The sequence below is a fragment of the Pontibacter roseus DSM 17521 genome (genome assembly GCF_000373265.1).
Lineage (GTDB): Bacteria > Bacteroidota > Bacteroidia > Cytophagales > Hymenobacteraceae > Pontibacter > Pontibacter roseus.
On sequence record NZ_KB890761.1, the window covers coordinates 742550 to 759606 of the forward strand.

Genomic DNA, 17057 nt, shown 5'->3' on the forward strand with positions numbered 1-17057 from the left:
ACCAGCTTACAGCAGGTTTATACTTTGTACCTAAACCCCATTCGAAATGCCATACCTGTTCACTTCCGAATCTGTATCAGAAGGACACCCTGACAAAGTAGCGGACCAGATTTCTGATGCGCTACTAGATGAATTTTTGAAGCAAGACCCTCAGTCAAAGGTGGCTTGCGAGACACTGGTAACCACTGGCCTTGTCGTGCTGAGCGGTGAGGTAAAGACCGAAGCCTACGTGGATGTGCAGAAGGTGGCCCGTGAGGTTATCAAGCGTATTGGCTATACCAAGTCAGAATATATGTTCGATGCAGATGCCTGCGGTGTGATTTCAGCCATACACGAACAATCGAGTGACATCAACCAAGGCGTGGAGCGTGCCAACCCAGAGGACCAGGGAGCAGGTGACCAAGGTATGATGTTCGGGTATGCCACCAACGAAACAGATAATTACATGCCATTGGCGCTTAGCATTTCGCACCTGCTGCTGCAGGAACTGTCTGCTATCCGCAAAGAAGGCAGCGAGATGACCTACCTGCGCCCCGACGCCAAGTCACAGGTGACGATTCGCTATAACGATAACCATGTGCCGGAGAAGATTGACACTATCGTCATCTCCACGCAGCATGACGAGTTCGTGATGCCGGAAGGCGACAGCAGCGAAGCCAAAAATGTAGCGGAGAAGCAGATGGTGCAGCGCATCCGCGAGGACGTGAACAGCATCCTTATCCCGCGTGTGTTGAAGCAGCTGCCAGAGCGCATTCAGAAGCTGTTCAACAACGAGATTGTGTACCACATCAACCCAACCGGCAAGTTCGTGATTGGTGGCCCGCACGGTGATACCGGCCTGACAGGCCGCAAGATTATCGTGGATACGTATGGCGGCAAGGGCGCACACGGTGGTGGTGCTTTCTCAGGCAAAGACTCCTCCAAGGTAGACCGTTCGGCTGCCTATGCGGCCCGCCACATCGCCAAGAACCTGGTGGCGGCCGGTGTGGCCGATCAGGCGCTGGTGCAGGTGGCTTATGCCATTGGTGTCGCTAAGCCGGTTGGCCTGTACGTGACGACTTATGGCTCTACCAAAGTGAAGGATGCCAGCGGAAACATCATGAGCGACGGTGAGATTGCTGAGAAGGTGAACAAGTTGTTCGACATGCGCCCGTACGCGATTGTGCAGCGCTTTGGCCTGCAGAACCCTATCTTCTCAGAGACGGCTGCTTACGGTCACATGGGCAGAACGCCGGGTGTGAAGCGTGTGAAGGTTTCTTCCAATGGTCAAGCAAGTGAGAAGGAGTTCGAGACCTTCACTTGGGAGAAGTTGGACTTTGTAGATAAAATCAAAGCGGAGTTCGGTCTATAGCCATACTTACGCTTTCAAAGCAAAAGGCCTGCTGATTGATTTCAGCAGGCCTTTTGCTTTTATTTTGCTCTTAAACAGAGCCTGTATTTATGGGCTTTTTTAGTGAGCCATCTGTTTTTGCTTGAATCGCTTCAGTTGGCGGCGCATCGCTTCCACGGCGGCATCGGCAGCGGCTTCAAAAGATGGTGCGTCTTCTTTTGAAAACAGGGTGGAGCCAGGTACGAAAAGCTTGATTTCTACTGTCTTGGTATCGTTCCCATCGTTGTTATTATGTTTGAGATACACTTCTCCTTCCACTACGCGGTCGTAGAATGTCTCCAGTTTGTCTACCCTCTGCTGGATGAAATCGGTCAGCTGCTTGTCAGCCTCGAAGTGGATTGAATGCATTTGTAGCTTCATAATCGTATAAATTAATGGTTGAACTTATGCTTTGGGATGCGCTTTCTCGAAAATCGATTTGAGCTTTTCGATGGAGTTGTGGGTATAGACCTGGGTAGCAGCCAGACTTGAATGGCCCAAGAGGTCTTTGATGGCATTGAGGTCAGCGCCCTTGTTGAGCAGATGCGTGGCAAAGGAGTGTCGCAGTACGTGGGGGCTGTTATGTTCTGAGGTGGTAACCAAGCTGATATACTTTTTCGCGACACGGTAAACGAACTTTGGATACAGCGGGCGCTCCTTATTAGTAACGAGGAGCTTTTCGGAATTGTTATTGCCGAAAGTGCTTTTCTTCTGCTCCAGATAGTGCCTGATAGAGGTGACCAGCGTAGCGTTGAGCGGGATGATGCGCACCTTGTTTCCTTTGCCTAATACGCGCACCGTACCGGCATGTAAATCCACATCGCTGTGGTCAATGCCTATCAGTTCAGCAAGGCGTATACCGGTGCCATACAGGAACTCCAGAATCAGTTTGTCGCGCTTGCCCTCGAATGTGTCTTCGAACGTGAAGCTGTCCAGGAAGTGGTTGAAGGGCTCCTCTGGCACAAAGGCAGGCAATTTCTTGGATACTTTGGGCGCGCGGATGCGCAGCATCGGGTTGGCCTGTATGCGTTGCTGGCCCAGCAGGAATTTGTAGTAGGAGCGGAGGCACGCGATTTTCCGGTTGACGGAACGCGGCTCCAGGTTCCTGTGCACCAAGGTGAGAATCCAGGAACGGATAATGGAATGGTCAGCCTCGGCGGGGTCCGTGATTTGGTACGTATCCTGCAGGTACTGCGAGAACTGCCCCAAATCAGTGTGATAGGAGGTAAGCGTGTGCGGGCTATACCGCTTTTCGTACTCGAGGTACTTAAAAAATGATTCCATACCTTGGTTTACCTGATGTACTTATCAGCTATACCAAGGTATGGAAAAATAAAGTATGTTTAAAGAAAGACTAGTAGTTTTCGTTAACGAAAAGCTGCTGCTTGTACTTAGCTCTTTCTTTCTGCTTTCTTTTTGAAACAGAAGGTTTCTCGAAGAACGTTCTGGCTCTCAGCTCTTTCAGGACGCCGGTTCTTTCGAATTTTTTCTTAAATCTCTTAAGTGCACGGTCTACAGACTCGTTATCTTTTACGTTTACAATAATCATGTTTTTGCTCGCTTCTTCTGATATTTAGGGTTGCAAATTTACATAAGGTTTTGCTTATAAAGCAATTGATTCTGGAAAATATTTCCGCAATCTGCTCAAAAAGAAATCACAGCAGGGCAAAAAGTCTGATAGAAGTCCTTCAGGAGTGCTCATAAGCGACTTTATGTTACTTCAATATAGCTCTTGATATAACAAGCTTCTGTATCTCGCTTGTTCCTTCGCCGATGGTGCACAGTTTGGAGTCGCGGTAGTACTTCTCGGCCGGGTAGTCTTTGGTGAAGCCGTAGCCTCCGAAAATCTGCACCGCCTCATTGGCTACCCGCACCGACACCTCCGAAGCGTACAGCTTCGCCATGGCGGATTCCTTGTTCACGTTCAGGCCGCGGTTCTTCATGTCGGCTGCCTGGTAAGTGAGCAGCGACGCCGCTTCTATCTCTGTGGCCATGTCAGCCAGTTTGAAGGCGATGCCCTGGAAGCTGGAGATTGGCTTGTTGAACTGGTTGCGCTCCTGCGAATAGGCTAGTGCCGCCTCAAACGCGCCTTGCGCTATACCTAGCGACAGCGCCGCGATGGAGATACGTCCGCCGTCCAGCACTTTCATCGCCTGTATGAAGCCCTCGCCCACCTTGCCCAGAATCTGGTCCTGGTGCACGCGGCAGTCTTCAAAGATAAGCTCGGTGGTTTCAGAGGCACGCATGCCCAGTTTGTCTTCCTTGCGGCCGGCGCTGAAGCCCGGTGTGCCTTTCTCAATGACGAAGGCAGTCATGCCGTGGGAGTCTCCCACCTCGCCTGTGCGCACAATTACCACGGCCACGTTGCCGCTTTTGCCGTGCGTGATGAAGTTCTTGGCGCCGTTGATGACCCAGTGGTCGCCATCCTGCACCGCTACGGTACGCATGTTGCCAGCGTCAGAGCCGGTGTTAGGCTCGGTAAGGCCCCAGGCGCCAATCCACTCAGCAGTGGCCAGCTTCGGCAGGTATTTCTGCTTCTGCGCCTCGTTACCGAATTGCAGGATGTGGCCGGTGCAAAGGGAGTTGTGCGCAGCCATGGATAAGCCGATAGAACCGTCTATCTTGGAGAGTTCTGCAATCGCCGTCACATACTCCAGGTAGCCGAAGCCGGAGCCGCCATACTCAGTTGGCACCAGCACGCCCATCAGGCCCAGTTCACCCAGTTTCTTGAAAACCTCCACCGGAAACTCCTGACTCTCATCCCACTCCTTCATCTGTGGCTTGATGTGTTTCACGCCAAAGTCCCGAATCATGCCGGCTATCATGCTCTGGTTTTCTGTGTAGTTAAAATCCATTTGAATGTTGATGTTAAAGAGTCGCGTGTATTAAACTGATAAATAAATAAAGGGTTTACAAAACTAACCAAATAAGGCCAATTGCCAAATTCTGAGGTTTTGTTTACTTAATCCGGAGTTCAAACTTTATATGCCGATGTTAAAGGAACGCATTCGTGTACATGTTGTTCCGGCATCATATGGGAGGTATAGCAAATAATTAAGCGAGAGTAGGTTGTACTCTGCGCGGACCCGCTGCTGTTCCGTGCCTCGGAGACTAAGCCAGCGGAGGCGTAGGTATGGCTGGCAATGTGTGATTACCTGCAGCCGATTATTTTGAAAGCGTCTTTAATTTGCTTTATTTTGATGTTGCATTGTTGTGTTTGGCCGCGTATGTGTAATGTGGCACAACAAGGGCGTTGATGTAGGCAAATGATAAAGTTTATTCAGAACTTGTTTGGCAAAGAGGAGGCGCAGGTGGACTCACTGGGCACCATCGGCGTGGACATGCACTCGCACATCCTGCCAGGTATAGACGACGGCGCCGCCACGGTGGAGCAGTCGCTGGAACTGGTGCGCGCCATGAAGGAGCTCGGCTACCGCAAACTCATCATGACGCCCCACATCATGAGCGATTTCTATCGCAACACGCCGGAAATTATACGCGGGCAGCTTCAGGTGCTGCAGCAGGCGGTGCAGGAAGAAGGCCTAGACATGGAACTAGCCTGCGCCGCGGAGCATTACCTGGACGAGGCCCTGCTCCAAAAGCTGGAAGACGGCGAGGAACTGCTGACCTTCGGCGACAATTACCTGCTCTTCGAAACCTCGTTCCTGAACGAGCCGCTCAACCTGCGTGAGGCCATTTTCCGGATGCAGTCACAGGGGTACAAGCCGGTGCTGGCGCACCCGGAGCGCTATACCTACTTCTATGGCAAGTTCGATGACCTGGTGCGCCTGCGGGAGCAGGGTGTGCTGCTGCAGCCCAATCTCAATTCGCTTTCGGGATACTACTCCCCGGGAGCCAAAATGGTGGTGGAGAAGCTCATCGATGCCGGCCTGGTAGACTTCCTGGGCTCAGACGCGCACAGCCTGAAGCACACAGCCAACCTGCAGAAAGTGCTGTGCTCCAAACACCTGGTGAAGGCGCTTGAGCTCCCACTGTTAAACAATCAACTGTAATTCCCTAATCCCATACCCATGGCCATGGTTTTCGTGACAGGCGGCAGTGGCCTGATTGGCAGCTTCCTGATACCGGCATTGATTGAGCAGGGCCACCAGGTCAGGGCGCTGTACCGAGGCAAGGCACCCGCTATTGCCGGCGCCGACAAGGTGGAATGGCTGGAAGGCGATATCCTGGACATCGGCTTGCTGCGGCAGGCACTGCGGGATGTGGCCTATGTGTTCCATAGCGCGGGGCTCGTGTCGTATGCGCCTCAGGACGAGGAGCTGTTGCAGCAGGTGAACGTGGAGGGGACGGCTAACATTGTGAATGCCTGCCTGGAGTCGGCTGTAGAGGTGAAGCTTTGCCATGTGAGTTCCATAGCGGCCATCGGTCGGGGCAAGGAGGCTGCGGTGTTGAATGAGAAAAGCAAGTGGAGCACCGGCGAGAAGCAATCCGCCTACGCAGAGTCGAAGCACTTTGGAGAGTTGGAGGTATGGCGAGGTATAGCGGAAGGGCTGCAGGCCGTCATCGTGAATCCATCGGTGGTGCTGGGGCCGGCCGACTGGAACCGCAGCAGCACCCGGCTGTTCAAGTACGTGTACCAGGAGCGGCCTTTCTACACGCCGGGCACTGCCAATTTCGTGGATGTGCGGGACGTGGTGGAGGCCATGCTGCGGCTCACCTTCTCGGACATCTCGGGCGAGCGCTTCATCCTGAACGCAGGGCAGCTCACCTACAAGGAGTTCTTCGAAATGGTGGCCCGGGGTTTCGGCAAGAAAGCACCTGCCTATAAAGTTTCACCGGCTTTGGCCGAAATCGTTTGGCGTCTGGAGCATGCGCGCGCCTGGCTCACCGGAGGCCGCCCGCTTATCACCAAAGACACGGCGCGTGTGTCTGCCAAAAGCCATCTGTTTGATAATGAAAAAGTTCGCAAAGCGACAGGTATAACCTTCAGGCCTTTGGCCGAAACCATCGCCTGGAATTGCACCGAATTGATGCGGGCGACACGCCTGGATAGCAGCCCCGAAGTGGCCCGTTCAAACTAAACTATTTGCAGTTTATAAATGTAGTAAGACAATAGCTGCTTACCGTAGCTTGTGGGATATAGGAGATGAAAGAGAATTTTGACGAGCACAGCGAGGACTCAGAACTGATATCTCGGTTTGAGCAGATGCTGGGAACAAACGAGACAGTTTTTTTTGACCTCACTGATTTTGAATATATAATAGACCACTATACCGCTAACTTCGATTACAAGAAAGCGATAGTGGCCTGCGATTCCGCTATTGCCCAATACCCCTTCTCCACAGGCCTTCAGATAGACAAGGCACAGCTGCTGGCGATGTCCGGCAACTTTGAGGATGCCATGGTGCTGATAGACCAGGTGGCCCAGGTGGAGCCGCAGAACCCGGATGTGCTGCTGACGCGGGGTATCATCTTCACGCAGCGCGGCGAGTACCGCGATGCCGTGGACCACTTTAAGAAAGCGCTGGCGTTTGCCGAGGACCGCGATGACATCTACTTCAACATAGGCCTCACTTATCAGAGTTGGGGCAAGTTCAGCTCGGCCATCAAGTACTACAAGAAGTGCATTGAGTTGAACGTGGAGAACGAGGCGGCCATGCAGGAAATCATCTACTGCATGGAGATTACAGGTTCTATACGCGAGGAGCTGCCCTTCTTTCAGGAGTTCATCGACAAGGACCCTTATTCCTATGTGGCTTGGTTCAACCTGGGCAACGTGTACAACAAGCTCGGCGCATACGACAAGGCCATTGCCGCCTATGACTATGCCACTCTCATTAAGCCGGACTTCATCACTGCCTACAACAACATGGCCAACGCCTACGTGTTTCTGGGGGAGTATACCAAAGCGATAGAGGCCTTCAATGGGATGCTGGAGCACGGTTCGCCTTCGGCGGAGGTGTTCTGCAACATTGGCGAGTGCTACGAGAAGATGCAGCAGTGGGATTTGGCCAGGCGCTATTACCAGAAGGCCATTGACCTGGACCCGGAGATGGATGAAGCGTGGTTCGGTATAGGCGTGATACTGGATGCGCAGGGCAAGTGGTATGAGGCGGTGCATTTCTTCAAGAAGGCGGTAGGCCTGTACGGTGACAGCGTGGACTACTGGGTGGCGCTGGCTGCCGCTGAGTACCATGTGGGCCATGTGGTGTCGGCGCTGGAGAGCTATGAGCGCGCCGCCGAGATACAGCCCGAGGACAAGGACATCTACCTCAACTGGTCTATCATATTGTATGAACAGGGAAATTTTGAGGAGGCGACCAACATTATTTTGAATGCCATAGAACTGCAGCCAGACGAGGCGGAGCTGTATTACAGGGCATGTGCGTATATGCTTTCGGCAGGAAAATACCGAGAAGCATACAATTATCTGGAAAATGCTTTAATTTTGGACTTCGACAAACACAAGCTGTTGTTTGAGTTCTTCCCTGAGCTGGAGTCGCAGCGGGCATTGTCCAGACTGATTGACCAATATCGCAAATAATGAGCAATAACTATGTATTGAACAACCTCCCGGAGCGCGAAGCGAAGCCCCGTGACCGTGGCTTTACCATGGCCATGGACAAAGGCTTGAGCGTGAGAGAGGTAGAGGATTTCCTGGAAGTGGCAGGAGATTACGTAGACATCGTGAAGCTAGGCTGGGCCACCTCCTATGTGGTGCCTAACCTGCAGCGCAAGCTGGATGTGTACAGAGCGGCAGGTATACCGGTATACTTCGGAGGCACATTGTTTGAGGCCTTCATCGCCCGCAACCAGTTCAACGACTACCGCCGTGTGCTGGACAAATACAGCATGACCTTCGCCGAAGTATCGGATGGCTCGCTGGAGATGTCGCACGACAAGAAGTGTGGCTATATCCGGACGCTGTCAGAACAGGTGACGGTGCTGTCAGAGGTCGGTTCCAAGGACGCGGAGAAAATCATCCCGCCCTACATGTGGATCAAGCTGATGAAGGCTGAGTTGGAAGCGGGTGCCTGGAAGGTGATAGGCGAAGCCCGCGAAGGTGGTAACGTGGGCCTGTTCCGTTCGACGGGAGAGGTGCGCAGCGGCCTGGTAGAGGAGATTCTGACCCAGGTGCCGTTTGAGAAAATCCTGTGGGAGGCTCCTCAGAAAGCACAGCAGGTATGGTTCATCAAGCTGCTGGGTGCCAACGTGAACCTGGGCAACATCGCGCCTAGCGAGGTCGTTCCGCTGGAGACCATCCGTTTAGGCCTTCGTGGCGATACCTTCAACCACTTCCTGAACAACGGTGCCCCCATCATTGACAAGTAAGCATTAAAACAAAGTGATATAATTGCCTATCGGTGTTTCCGACGGGCAATTTTTTTTGTGCAACACCAACAGTATAACCAACCAGTATAACGAGCATGAAACGACGTTCATTGAAAGAACACCTGCTGCTTTATTTAAAAGGGATGAGCATGGGCGCGGCCGACGTGGTGCCAGGCGTTTCGGGTGGGACGATTGCCTTTATATCAGGTATTTACGAAGAACTGCTTGAATCCATCCGTTCTGTCAACGGGGAGGCCCTGCGTCTGATTTCGCGCTTCGACATTAAAGGCTTCTGGAAGCACATAAACGGAAGTTTCCTGGTGGTGCTGCTGGCTGGTGTGCTCACATCCATCCTCTCGCTTTCTAATCTGGTGGTATACCTGCTGGCGACGTACCCTATTCTGGTCTGGGGTTTCTTCTTCGGGCTTATTGTGGCATCGGTTGTGGTAGTGGCTAAAAAGATAACCCACTGGCGGCCCGGCACGGTTCTATTTGGTCTGATAGGCGCCGTTATCGCCTACTACATCACAGTAGCAGTGCCTATGCAGACACCTGAGGCACACTGGTTTATTTTTATAGCTGGTGCCATTGCCATCTGCGCCATGATTCTCCCAGGTATATCAGGCAGTTTCTTGTTGCTACTCATGGCCAAGTATGAGTTCATCATGAACGCGCTGAAGGAGTTTAAGTTGGATATTATCCTGGTGTTTGGTATAGGCTGCGTAACGGGTCTGTTGACTTTCTCGCATGTGCTCAACTGGATGCTGAAGAAGTACCACAATGTGACGGTAGCCATGCTCACAGGCTTTATGCTTGGTTCCCTGAACAAGGTATGGCCCTGGAAAAAAACACTTGAAACGTACACAGACCGCCACGGTGAGGTAAAGCCGCTGCTCCAGGAAAACATCCTGCCGGGCCAATTTACAGAGCTCACCGGCGAGAGTTCCTACCTGATGTACGCCATCGTACTGGCTGTTTTCGGCTTCCTGCTCGTATACCTGCTCGACCGGATAGCCGAGACGCCGGCTGGCAAGGTATAGCTACAGGATTAAATGCATCAACTACATGCGCAGGTTCGGACTCATCGGTAAGAAATTAGGTCACTCCTTCTCCAAGCGTTACTTCACAGAGAAGTTCGGGCGGGAAGGTATAGCCGATGCCGCATACGAGCTGTACGAACTGCCAGAGATAACCGACCTTCCGGAATTGCTGAAGCGGGAGCCTGAACTGGTGGGGCTGAACGTGACGGTGCCCTACAAAGAGGCTGTCATGCCTTTCCTGGATGAACTGGATGCCGCCGCCGCGCAGATTGGCGCCGTCAACACCATCCGGATAGCAGACGGCCGAACGAAAGGCTACAACACCGACTTCATCGGGTTTCGGGATACCTTGGAGGGCTTCTACTTAATCCATGCCGGAAGTCGGGCGCTGGTGCTGGGCACAGGCGGCGCTGCGAAGGCTGTCTGGGCTGCCCTGAAATCCCTGCGCATTCCCTATACCTCCGTATCCAGAAATCCTGCTGCTGGCGAGCTCAGCTATACCTCCATAACACCAGAGACACTGCGCCTGCACGACCTCATCATCAACACCACCCCCCTCGGTATGGCCCCTGACACGGACGGCGCCCCGGCTATACCTTACGATGCCCTCACCTCAGCGCATTACCTCTACGACCTGGTGTACAACCCTGAGCAGACGCTCTTCCTGCAAAAAGGATTTGCCGCCGGCGCTAAAACTATCAATGGATTGCCCATGCTGCACGCTCAGGCCGATGCTGCCTGGAAAATCTGGTGTAACGATACATTCAGGTAATTTATTGTAGCAATATTCTGATATTCTGAAACTTTCTGCTGCTGTATCCGCGTAATGGAAAGAAACCCCACCTTTACCCTACAGCCATGATGCAGTTGACTACCCTCCGCCAGAAGGCGCATGAGATAAATGCGGAAATATATGCCATGTACCTGTCTGCTCGCCACCCACAGGTAAGGTGGTATGTGCCCCTGTTATTGGCCTTTGTGGTAGGCTACGCGATTAGCCCGATTGACCTGGTGCCGGATTTGGTGCCTGTTTTCGGCTTCCTGGATGACGTGGTCCTGGTAACGCTGGGTTTCAGCCTGGCATACCAGCAGCTCTCCAAAGATATTTTGGGCAAGGCACGGCTGCGGGCATACGAGGTGCTGAGCCAGGAGGGAGAACGCGGCAATATGGCCTACCGTGTGGTGGGCTATGTGTGGGCGCTGGCCCTTTCAGTGGCGGCCATCCTGTTTTACAAAATCGTATTTCTGAACATCGTTTAATACCACATCTCACCTTTACAAACGGCGAAGGCCCCTCCACTGTGGAGGGGCCTTCGCCGTTTGTAAAGGTATAGCTTCAAACATATCCGCTCGCGGCAATTAAATATCTAAAAAGGAGAATGTTCCAACATTATACTTTTATATATTTACTCAGCCACAGCCGCTTTCAAAACTACATCGGCAGCGGCAGACAATCTTGGAAAATATTTTTTGGCGCTTGCAACCCTTGTCCGCATAGTGGAATCATAGAGGTGGAGCTTAACAGAAGAGGCGTTTGAAGCTTTTTACTAAACCTAAGTCAGACGAGGACAAACTCATAGAGGGGTGCATTGCCGGCAAGCGGGAAATGCAACGGCTCCTGTATGACCAGTATGCCAAAAAGATGATGCTGGTTTGCCTCCGTTACGCTCCCACTAGCTTTGAGGCCGAGGATATGATGCAGGATGGTTTTGTGAAGGTGTTCGCCAACATCCAGAATTTCAAGCGGGATTGTCCGCTCGAATTTTGGATTCGGCGCATCATGGTCAACACCGCCCTGAAGCAGCTGCGGCAAAAGTCATTGCTCACGGTTTCACATGAAACAGAGGAGGTTGGCAACATCGCCTCTGAGGCGGTGAACCTCACTGGATACTCCATGGACGAGCTCCTGAGCATGATACAAAGCCTGGCCCCCCGTTACCGCATGGTGTTCAACCTCTACGCCATTGAAGGCTACAACCACAAGGAGATAGGGGAGATGCTCGGCATCTCCGAAGGTACCTCTAAGTCACAGTACTCACGCGCCCGAGCCATACTGCAGAGTATGCTGGAGCGCCAGGATAAACCATTTCAAGAGCATGTCATCAGGCAATAACCATAAGCGCCATACCCTGGAGGGAGAGTTCCAGCGCCGCATGCACGACGCTGAGGCCTCGCCTGCTCCCGATTTGTGGGCTCGCATAGACCACGAGCTGACGGTGCAGGAAAACAAAGACTATAAAAAACGTGTGCTGTTTTACCGGCAGCTGGCGGCGGCCTGCTTCTTGCTGTTCGCCATGACCGGCGCCCTGCTGGCCTACCACTTCAACAACCCGACGGAGCAGGCACAACCAGGTATAGCCACCGTTCTGCCTGTCACTCCGGGCAAGTCAGGTATAGCACCACCAGCCCAAGAAGTGGAAAACGAAGCGGAAGCCATGAGCCCGGCGGCTATAGCGAACACCGCACCTGCGCAGGCCGTTACCACTACGCCATACCCCCGCCAGCAACATGAGGCCACAGCCAGACCTACAGCCATCGCTGCGGCAAGGCAGCCGGAGGGCAGGGACAGCTTCTCGGGGTACTACAATGCCGGCGAGGCCCTGTTCCAACTGCCGCAATCTTACACAAGGGGCGGGAGCCTGGCTGGAGGCGCTCTGGGAGCCAATCTTGCTTATCAGTCAGGCAACTCGCAGGCTGGCAGGTATAGCGGCATCATTTCGGAGAGCATCACCATCACGTTTGGCGGAAGTAACAGCAACAGCCTGGCACAGTCGTTTCAGCAGCAGACAGGGGCAGAGCAGCCCAAATCCTTCCTAGAGATGAACGAACAGCTCAAGGCCGCACGGGAGCAGTACGACCAGCAACAGAAGCAGGCGCTGGCCAAAAACCTGAACAAAGAAGCAGGCCAGAAAAGCGAGCAGGCGACAGAAGATGGCGGAGACAGCCGCTGGAGCCTGAACCTGGCCTACGCCCCGACCTACTTTGACCAGAACATCGGGTTGCCCGACCCTGTGCTGGCGAGTTCCAACCAGCGGTTCTCCCTCACAGCAGACACCAAGGCGAATGCGACCCAGGAGTCGTTCAGCAACATGTACGCCGCCAAAGAGGAGTTTGAGGACAAGACGGAGCCGGCCTTCTCCTATACCGTGGAGGTGAAGACGGGCTTCAAACTGAAGGAGAAGCTGAAGCTGCTCACCGGCATAGGGTATAGCCAGAGCGCCGCCCGCACCAAGACCAATTACATTGTGAAGCAGTTCTGGGTGAAGCCCCGCACCAACGAGCGCTATGAACTGGAGCCGTCCACCATCTTCCTGCCGTCGCTCAACAACAGCCTGGCCTCTGATTCCATCAGCGTAGCCAAAGCCGGCGATGCCTTCAACGTGAACTATACCTACAAGCACCTGTCCATACCGGTGGGGCTGCAGTATGAGAGCGGCATCAACAAAGATTGGTTCTGGTATGCCTCCGGAGGCGTGGCGGCCAACTTCCTGGTGGAGTCGAGCATCTCCGCCTCTAACAGCGATGTGCAGTCTGTGAGCTATTCCTCCAACGACGAGGAGTCACCTTTCCGCAACATGCAGCTGTCGGGCAACATGTCGCTGGGGGTGGGCAAGCGCATTTCCGACAACCTGACGGTGGTGCTGGGGCCAGAGTTCCGAAACTACTTCAGCACGCTAGTGGCGGAGCCTGACAAGGCCATGGCGCCACAGGGCAAGCCCTATGCCTTTGGCCTGAGCATGGGTGTGAACTACCAACTGGGCAGCGGCCGAAAATAATTTTCGGTTTTTTTGCCGGCCCTTGCAACCATCGCTGCCCAATCGGAATCATGTAAGTGTAAAAAGATTGATAAAGGCGCTATGCAAAAGATGCTGTTCATGAAATCGATTCTCCAAACGTTGGTAGCCCTGGTTGCCGCAGGAAAGAGCAACCTCTCAGGATGGTACATTTTGCTGGCGCTCCTCATTCTGTCAGTGCTGCTGTCGGGCTGCGCGCAGCAGGAGGAAGTGGCCAATAACGCGGCGACTGTTTCCAGCGGCATTCTTCACGTTTAAATTTTGCCATGAAATCGATTAAATGGTACGGGGCAGCCGCAGCCATCCTTTTAACATCGTTGCTGGGTTGTTCAGACAAGGAAGAGACCGTGGCGCCGCAGTTGGATGCAGCCGAAACGCAGCAGGCCGTGCTAGGCAAGTGGCAGATAGAGCGCGTAGACAACAGGCTTTGCCGGAGCGGCAACTGCAACACCCAGGTATACCTTGGCAGAGCCGAAGATTACTTCGAGTTCCGGGCAGACAGCGCCTTTCTATACCGGGCTGGCACACAAACGGACGGCTATACCTACCGCGACAAGTACAAAGCGGATTACAGGTATGCAGGAGGCTTCCTACTGAGCCAGTTCAGCTGGTACGCCAAGTTTAAGGTGAAGTCCAGGCAGGCCAACAGGCTGGTGCTGGAGAGTACCTTCACCGGCACCGACCCGAACGCAGTCTTTACAGATACATACATTTTATACCGGTGACCGACAAACCCTAACACAGGGCGAACGCAACAAGGCTATGCAGAAGACTACTACCCTCCTCTAGCTGAGAGCTAAAGCCCTGGTTAGGGCGGTATCCGGAAATACCCAGAATATCCACGCACTTAGTACAGAATAAAACTATGAAGAGTACCTTGTTTGTCTGCCTGCTCTACCTTCTTCTGGCGCTGCTCGCCGTGAGCTGCTCCGAAGAAGAGGAAGTGTCTCCTGCCTGCGTGCGGGTGGAGGTAGTGGGCTCCGACTGCCAGAACGGTTGGTTCCTGCTCCGCATCCTGGAAGAGGAGGGCAACGGGCAACGCAGCAAGGAGTATGTGGGGCAACTGCCCAGCGGCTTTGTCACTACCGACAACCTGCCCCTGGAACTGCAGCAGCCAGGTCTCCTGCTCGATTTGTCTTTGGAGCTGTATGGTGACCACGGGCCTCTCTGCTTCGCCGTCCACATGATGTACCCTCCCGTGAAGGTAAAGCAGGTATGCGGCCGCGATGCCAACGGCACCTAGAATAGAGATAGTGTTTTGTTGTTTTTGTTAGGAATAGTTAGACGAGCAAAAGCCTGCTTTCAGAGCAGGCTTTTTGTTTTGTTATACCTGAGCCGCAGCAGCTAATACTTTGCAAAAGCTAAACTTACAGCTGTCTTTTCATGTTATAGTATATCTTTACATGTCGTAAAATCAACGAATGGATTTTCAGCTAACATCAGAGTTTCAACCAACCGGCGACCAGCCGAAAGCCATAGCCCAACTCACCAAGAGTATAGAAAGCGGGGAGCCGGCACAGGTGCTGTTGGGCGCCACCGGCACGGGCAAGACCTTTACCATGGCCAACGTCATCAAGAACGTGGGTAAGCCCACGCTGGTGCTGTGCCACAACAAGACCCTGGCCGCACAGCTATACGGCGAGTTCAAGCAGTTCTTCCCCGAGAATGCCGTCGAGTATTTCATCTCCTACTACGACTACTACCAACCGGAGGCCTACATCGCCTCCTCGGATGTATTCATCGAGAAGGACCTGCAAATTAATGAGGAAATCGAGAAGCTGCGCCTGCATACCACATCGGCGCTGCTGTCGGGCCGTCGCGATGTGATTGTGGTGGCATCGGTGTCGTGTATCTATGGTATCGGTAACCCTGAGGAGTTCGGTAAGAACGTGCTGCACCTGGCGCCGGGCCAAAGGTATAGCCGCAACAACCTGCTCTATACCTTCGTGCAGATTCTCTACAGCCGCACCGAAGCCGAGTTCACACGTGGAACCTTCCGCGTGAAAGGCGACACTGTGGACATCTTCCCGGCCTACGCGGACTTTGCCTACCGGCTGTACTTCTTCGGCGATGAGCTGGAGCAGATTCACCGCATCGACCCGGTATCGGGAAAGAAGCTGGCCGATGAGAAAGCCATCACGCTATACCCGGCCAACCTTTTCGTGACGGGAAAGGACACGCTGCAGCAGGCCATTCATGAGATACAGTACGACATGGTGGCGCAGCACGAGTATTTCCTGAAAGAGGACCGGGTGGTGGAGGCTAAGCGCATCAAGGAACGCACCGAGTTTGACTTGGAGATGATTCGCGAACTGGGCTACTGCTCCGGCATTGAGAACTACTCCCGCTACTTCGACCGCCGCGCCCCCGGTGCGCGTCCGTTCTGCCTGCTCGACTACTTTCCCGATGATTTCCTGATGGTGATTGACGAGAGCCACGTGACGGTGCCGCAGGTACGCGCCATGTGGGGCGGCGACCGTTCCCGCAAGGTGGCGCTGGTGGAGTATGGTTTCCGTCTGCCGGCCGCTATGGACAACCGTCCGCTCACCTTCAATGAGTTCGAGAGCCTGATGCACCAGGTGGTGTTCGTAAGTGCCACGCCGGGCGACTACGAGATTCAGAAATCCGAAGGTGTGATTGTGGAGCAGATTATCCGCCCGACTGGCCTGCTGGACCCAGAGATTGAAGTCCGCCCAAGCGTCAACCAGGTGGACGACCTGCTGGATGAGGTGGACGAGCGCATCAAGCGCAACGAGCGGGTGCTGGTGACAACCCTGACCAAGCGTATGTCGGAGGAGCTGACCAAGTACATGGACCGGCTCAACATCAAGGTGAAGTACCTGCACTCAGAGGTGAAGACCCTGGACCGGGTGGAAATTCTGCGGGAGCTGCGCCTGGGCGAGATAGACGTGCTGATAGGCGTGAACCTGCTGCGCGAGGGACTGGATTTGCCGGAGGTGAGCCTGGTGGCGATACTCGACGCCGACAAAGAAGGCTTCCTGCGCGACCAACGTTCCCTGATTCAGACGATGGGCCGTGCCGCCCGTAACGAGCGGGGGCGAGTTATCATGTATGCTGACCGCATGACCGGCTCCATGCAACGTGCCATTGACGAGACTACCCGTCGTCGTGCCACCCAGATGGCCTATAACATTGAGCACGGTATCACGCCACGAACCATCCTTAAGACGAAGGACGAGATATTTGAGCAGACATCCGTCGCCGATAACAAGAAGAAGGAAGTGAAGATATACGCTGGTCCGGAGGAGGTGTCGATTGCGGCAGAACCCGTGATTCAGATGATGAAGCGCGACGAACTCGAGAAGCTCATCAAGAAGACCGAGAAGCAGATGGAAGCCGCCGCCAAAGACCTCGACTTCCTGCAGGCCGCCAAGTACCGCGACGAGCTGGCCGAACTGCGGCAACTGCTCAAGTCGAAGCGAGACTAAGGTATAGCACAGGTATACAAGGAAAGCACCTTCGGCGATTGCCGTGGGTGCTTTTTTTCTTGAGCGGGTTTGCGTACTTTAAGGTGTCCAAATAAGCCCGTACCTATACCTT

At 53.7% G+C, this 17057-nt stretch carries 18 protein-coding genes; 14 read left to right on the plus strand and 4 right to left on the minus strand.

Going from position 1 to position 17057, the window contains the following annotated elements; translation table 11 throughout:
- The first annotated feature begins 46 nt into the window (after positions 1-46).
- Positions 47-1351, plus strand: coding sequence for a methionine adenosyltransferase (gene metK / locus B051_RS0103430; protein WP_018476782.1), 1305 nt, complete (start codon positions 47-49; stop codon positions 1349-1351).
- A 99-nt stretch (positions 1352-1450) separates the two neighbouring features.
- Here the strand turns inward: metK and hpf are convergent, their stop codons facing one another.
- The 4 genes from hpf to B051_RS0103450 form a co-directional block, all read right to left on the minus strand.
- Positions 1451-1750: a ribosome hibernation-promoting factor, HPF/YfiA family gene (gene hpf, locus B051_RS0103435; protein WP_018476783.1), complete on the minus strand. Its 300-nt coding sequence runs from the start codon at positions 1748-1750 to the stop codon at positions 1451-1453.
- Positions 1751-1774: 24 nt separating this feature from the next.
- The gene (locus B051_RS0103440; RefSeq protein ID WP_018476784.1) at positions 1775-2653 is read right to left on the minus strand and encodes a tyrosine-type recombinase/integrase; all 879 of its coding nucleotides are present in this window, start codon (positions 2651-2653) and stop codon (positions 1775-1777) included.
- A gap of 70 nt (positions 2654-2723) precedes the next feature.
- On the minus strand, positions 2724-2918 hold the full coding sequence (rpsU, locus tag B051_RS0103445; protein ID WP_018476785.1) for a 30S ribosomal protein S21: 195 nt from the start codon (positions 2916-2918) through the stop codon (positions 2724-2726).
- A gap of 166 nt (positions 2919-3084) precedes the next feature.
- Positions 3085-4224, minus strand: coding sequence for an acyl-CoA dehydrogenase (locus B051_RS0103450; protein WP_018476786.1), 1140 nt, complete (start codon positions 4222-4224; stop codon positions 3085-3087).
- Positions 4225-4635: 411 nt separating this feature from the next.
- Here B051_RS0103450 and B051_RS0103455 point away from each other — a divergent pair, with 411 nt between their 5' ends.
- The 13 genes from B051_RS0103455 (at position 4636) to uvrB (ending at position 16945) form a co-directional block, all read left to right on the plus strand.
- Complete coding sequence (locus B051_RS0103455; RefSeq protein WP_018476787.1) at positions 4636-5382, plus strand: tyrosine-protein phosphatase; 747 nt, start codon at positions 4636-4638, stop codon at positions 5380-5382.
- Between the two features lie 18 nt (positions 5383-5400).
- A complete protein-coding gene (locus B051_RS20800; protein WP_018476788.1) occupies positions 5401-6411 on the plus strand; it encodes an NAD-dependent epimerase/dehydratase family protein in 1011 nt (336 codons plus the stop codon).
- Between the two features lie 65 nt (positions 6412-6476).
- Positions 6477-7874, plus strand: a complete 1398-nt coding sequence (locus B051_RS0103465; RefSeq protein WP_018476789.1) for a tetratricopeptide repeat protein — start codon at positions 6477-6479, stop codon at positions 7872-7874.
- Complete coding sequence (locus tag B051_RS0103470; protein ID WP_018476790.1) at positions 7874-8662, plus strand: phosphosulfolactate synthase; 789 nt, start codon at positions 7874-7876, stop codon at positions 8660-8662. Before B051_RS0103465 ends, B051_RS0103470 begins: the two co-directional genes overlap by 1 nt.
- A 95-nt stretch (positions 8663-8757) precedes the next feature.
- Positions 8758-9702 (plus strand): DUF368 domain-containing protein, encoded by a 945-nt coding sequence (locus tag B051_RS0103475; protein ID WP_033316641.1) that lies wholly within the window; start codon positions 8758-8760, stop codon positions 9700-9702.
- Positions 9703-9727: 25 nt separating this feature from the next.
- Complete coding sequence (locus B051_RS0103480) at positions 9728-10474, plus strand: shikimate dehydrogenase family protein (protein ID WP_018476792.1); 747 nt, start codon at positions 9728-9730, stop codon at positions 10472-10474.
- An 86-nt stretch (positions 10475-10560) separates the two neighbouring features.
- Positions 10561-10962 (plus strand): YkvA family protein, encoded by a 402-nt coding sequence (locus tag B051_RS0103485; RefSeq protein WP_018476793.1) that lies wholly within the window; start codon positions 10561-10563, stop codon positions 10960-10962.
- Positions 10963-11236: 274 nt separating this feature from the next.
- A complete protein-coding gene (locus tag B051_RS0103490; protein ID WP_018476794.1) occupies positions 11237-11815 on the plus strand; it encodes an RNA polymerase sigma factor in 579 nt (192 codons plus the stop codon).
- Positions 11799-13478, plus strand: a complete 1680-nt coding sequence (locus B051_RS0103495) for an outer membrane beta-barrel protein (RefSeq protein WP_018476795.1) — start codon at positions 11799-11801, stop codon at positions 13476-13478. The genes B051_RS0103490 and B051_RS0103495 overlap by 17 nt, the downstream gene beginning before the upstream one ends.
- Before the next feature lie 99 nt (positions 13479-13577).
- Positions 13578-13754 carry a hypothetical protein gene (locus B051_RS0103500; RefSeq protein ID WP_157578485.1) on the plus strand — a complete coding sequence of 59 codons (177 nt, stop codon included), beginning with the start codon at positions 13578-13580 and terminating at the stop codon, positions 13752-13754.
- A gap of 8 nt (positions 13755-13762) precedes the next feature.
- Positions 13763-14221, plus strand: coding sequence for a hypothetical protein (locus B051_RS0103505; RefSeq protein WP_071594844.1), 459 nt, complete (start codon positions 13763-13765; stop codon positions 14219-14221).
- Positions 14222-14361: 140 nt separating this feature from the next.
- The gene (locus B051_RS0103510; protein ID WP_018476798.1) at positions 14362-14739 is read left to right on the plus strand and encodes a hypothetical protein; all 378 of its coding nucleotides are present in this window, start codon (positions 14362-14364) and stop codon (positions 14737-14739) included.
- A gap of 178 nt (positions 14740-14917) precedes the next feature.
- Positions 14918-16945, plus strand: coding sequence for an excinuclease ABC subunit UvrB (gene uvrB / locus B051_RS0103515; RefSeq protein WP_018476799.1), 2028 nt, complete (start codon positions 14918-14920; stop codon positions 16943-16945).
- The last annotated feature ends 112 nt before the right edge of the window (positions 16946-17057 follow it).

Coding starts and splice junctions, on each gene's coding strand:
- metK (WP_018476782.1), top strand. CDS start 47: ATGCCATACCTGTTCACTTCCGAATCTGTATCAGAAGGACACCCTGAC.
- hpf (WP_018476783.1), bottom strand. CDS start 1,750: ATGAAGCTACAAATGCATTCAATCCACTTCGAGGCTGACAAGCAGCTG.
- B051_RS0103440 (WP_018476784.1), bottom strand. CDS start 2,653: ATGGAATCATTTTTTAAGTACCTCGAGTACGAAAAGCGGTATAGCCCG.
- rpsU (WP_018476785.1), bottom strand. CDS start 2,918: ATGATTATTGTAAACGTAAAAGATAACGAGTCTGTAGACCGTGCACTT.
- B051_RS0103450 (WP_018476786.1), bottom strand. CDS start 4,224: ATGGATTTTAACTACACAGAAAACCAGAGCATGATAGCCGGCATGATT.
- B051_RS0103455 (WP_018476787.1), top strand. CDS start 4,636: ATGATAAAGTTTATTCAGAACTTGTTTGGCAAAGAGGAGGCGCAGGTG.
- B051_RS20800 (WP_018476788.1), top strand. CDS start 5,401: ATGGCCATGGTTTTCGTGACAGGCGGCAGTGGCCTGATTGGCAGCTTC.
- B051_RS0103465 (WP_018476789.1), top strand. CDS start 6,477: ATGAAAGAGAATTTTGACGAGCACAGCGAGGACTCAGAACTGATATCT.
- B051_RS0103470 (WP_018476790.1), top strand. CDS start 7,874: ATGAGCAATAACTATGTATTGAACAACCTCCCGGAGCGCGAAGCGAAG.
- B051_RS0103475 (WP_033316641.1), top strand. CDS start 8,758: ATGAAACGACGTTCATTGAAAGAACACCTGCTGCTTTATTTAAAAGGG.
- B051_RS0103480 (WP_018476792.1), top strand. CDS start 9,728: ATGCGCAGGTTCGGACTCATCGGTAAGAAATTAGGTCACTCCTTCTCC.
- B051_RS0103485 (WP_018476793.1), top strand. CDS start 10,561: ATGATGCAGTTGACTACCCTCCGCCAGAAGGCGCATGAGATAAATGCG.
- B051_RS0103495 (WP_018476795.1), top strand. CDS start 11,799: ATGTCATCAGGCAATAACCATAAGCGCCATACCCTGGAGGGAGAGTTC.
- B051_RS0103500 (WP_157578485.1), top strand. CDS start 13,578: ATGAAATCGATTCTCCAAACGTTGGTAGCCCTGGTTGCCGCAGGAAAG.
- B051_RS0103505 (WP_071594844.1), top strand. CDS start 13,763: ATGAAATCGATTAAATGGTACGGGGCAGCCGCAGCCATCCTTTTAACA.
- B051_RS0103510 (WP_018476798.1), top strand. CDS start 14,362: ATGAAGAGTACCTTGTTTGTCTGCCTGCTCTACCTTCTTCTGGCGCTG.
- uvrB (WP_018476799.1), top strand. CDS start 14,918: ATGGATTTTCAGCTAACATCAGAGTTTCAACCAACCGGCGACCAGCCG.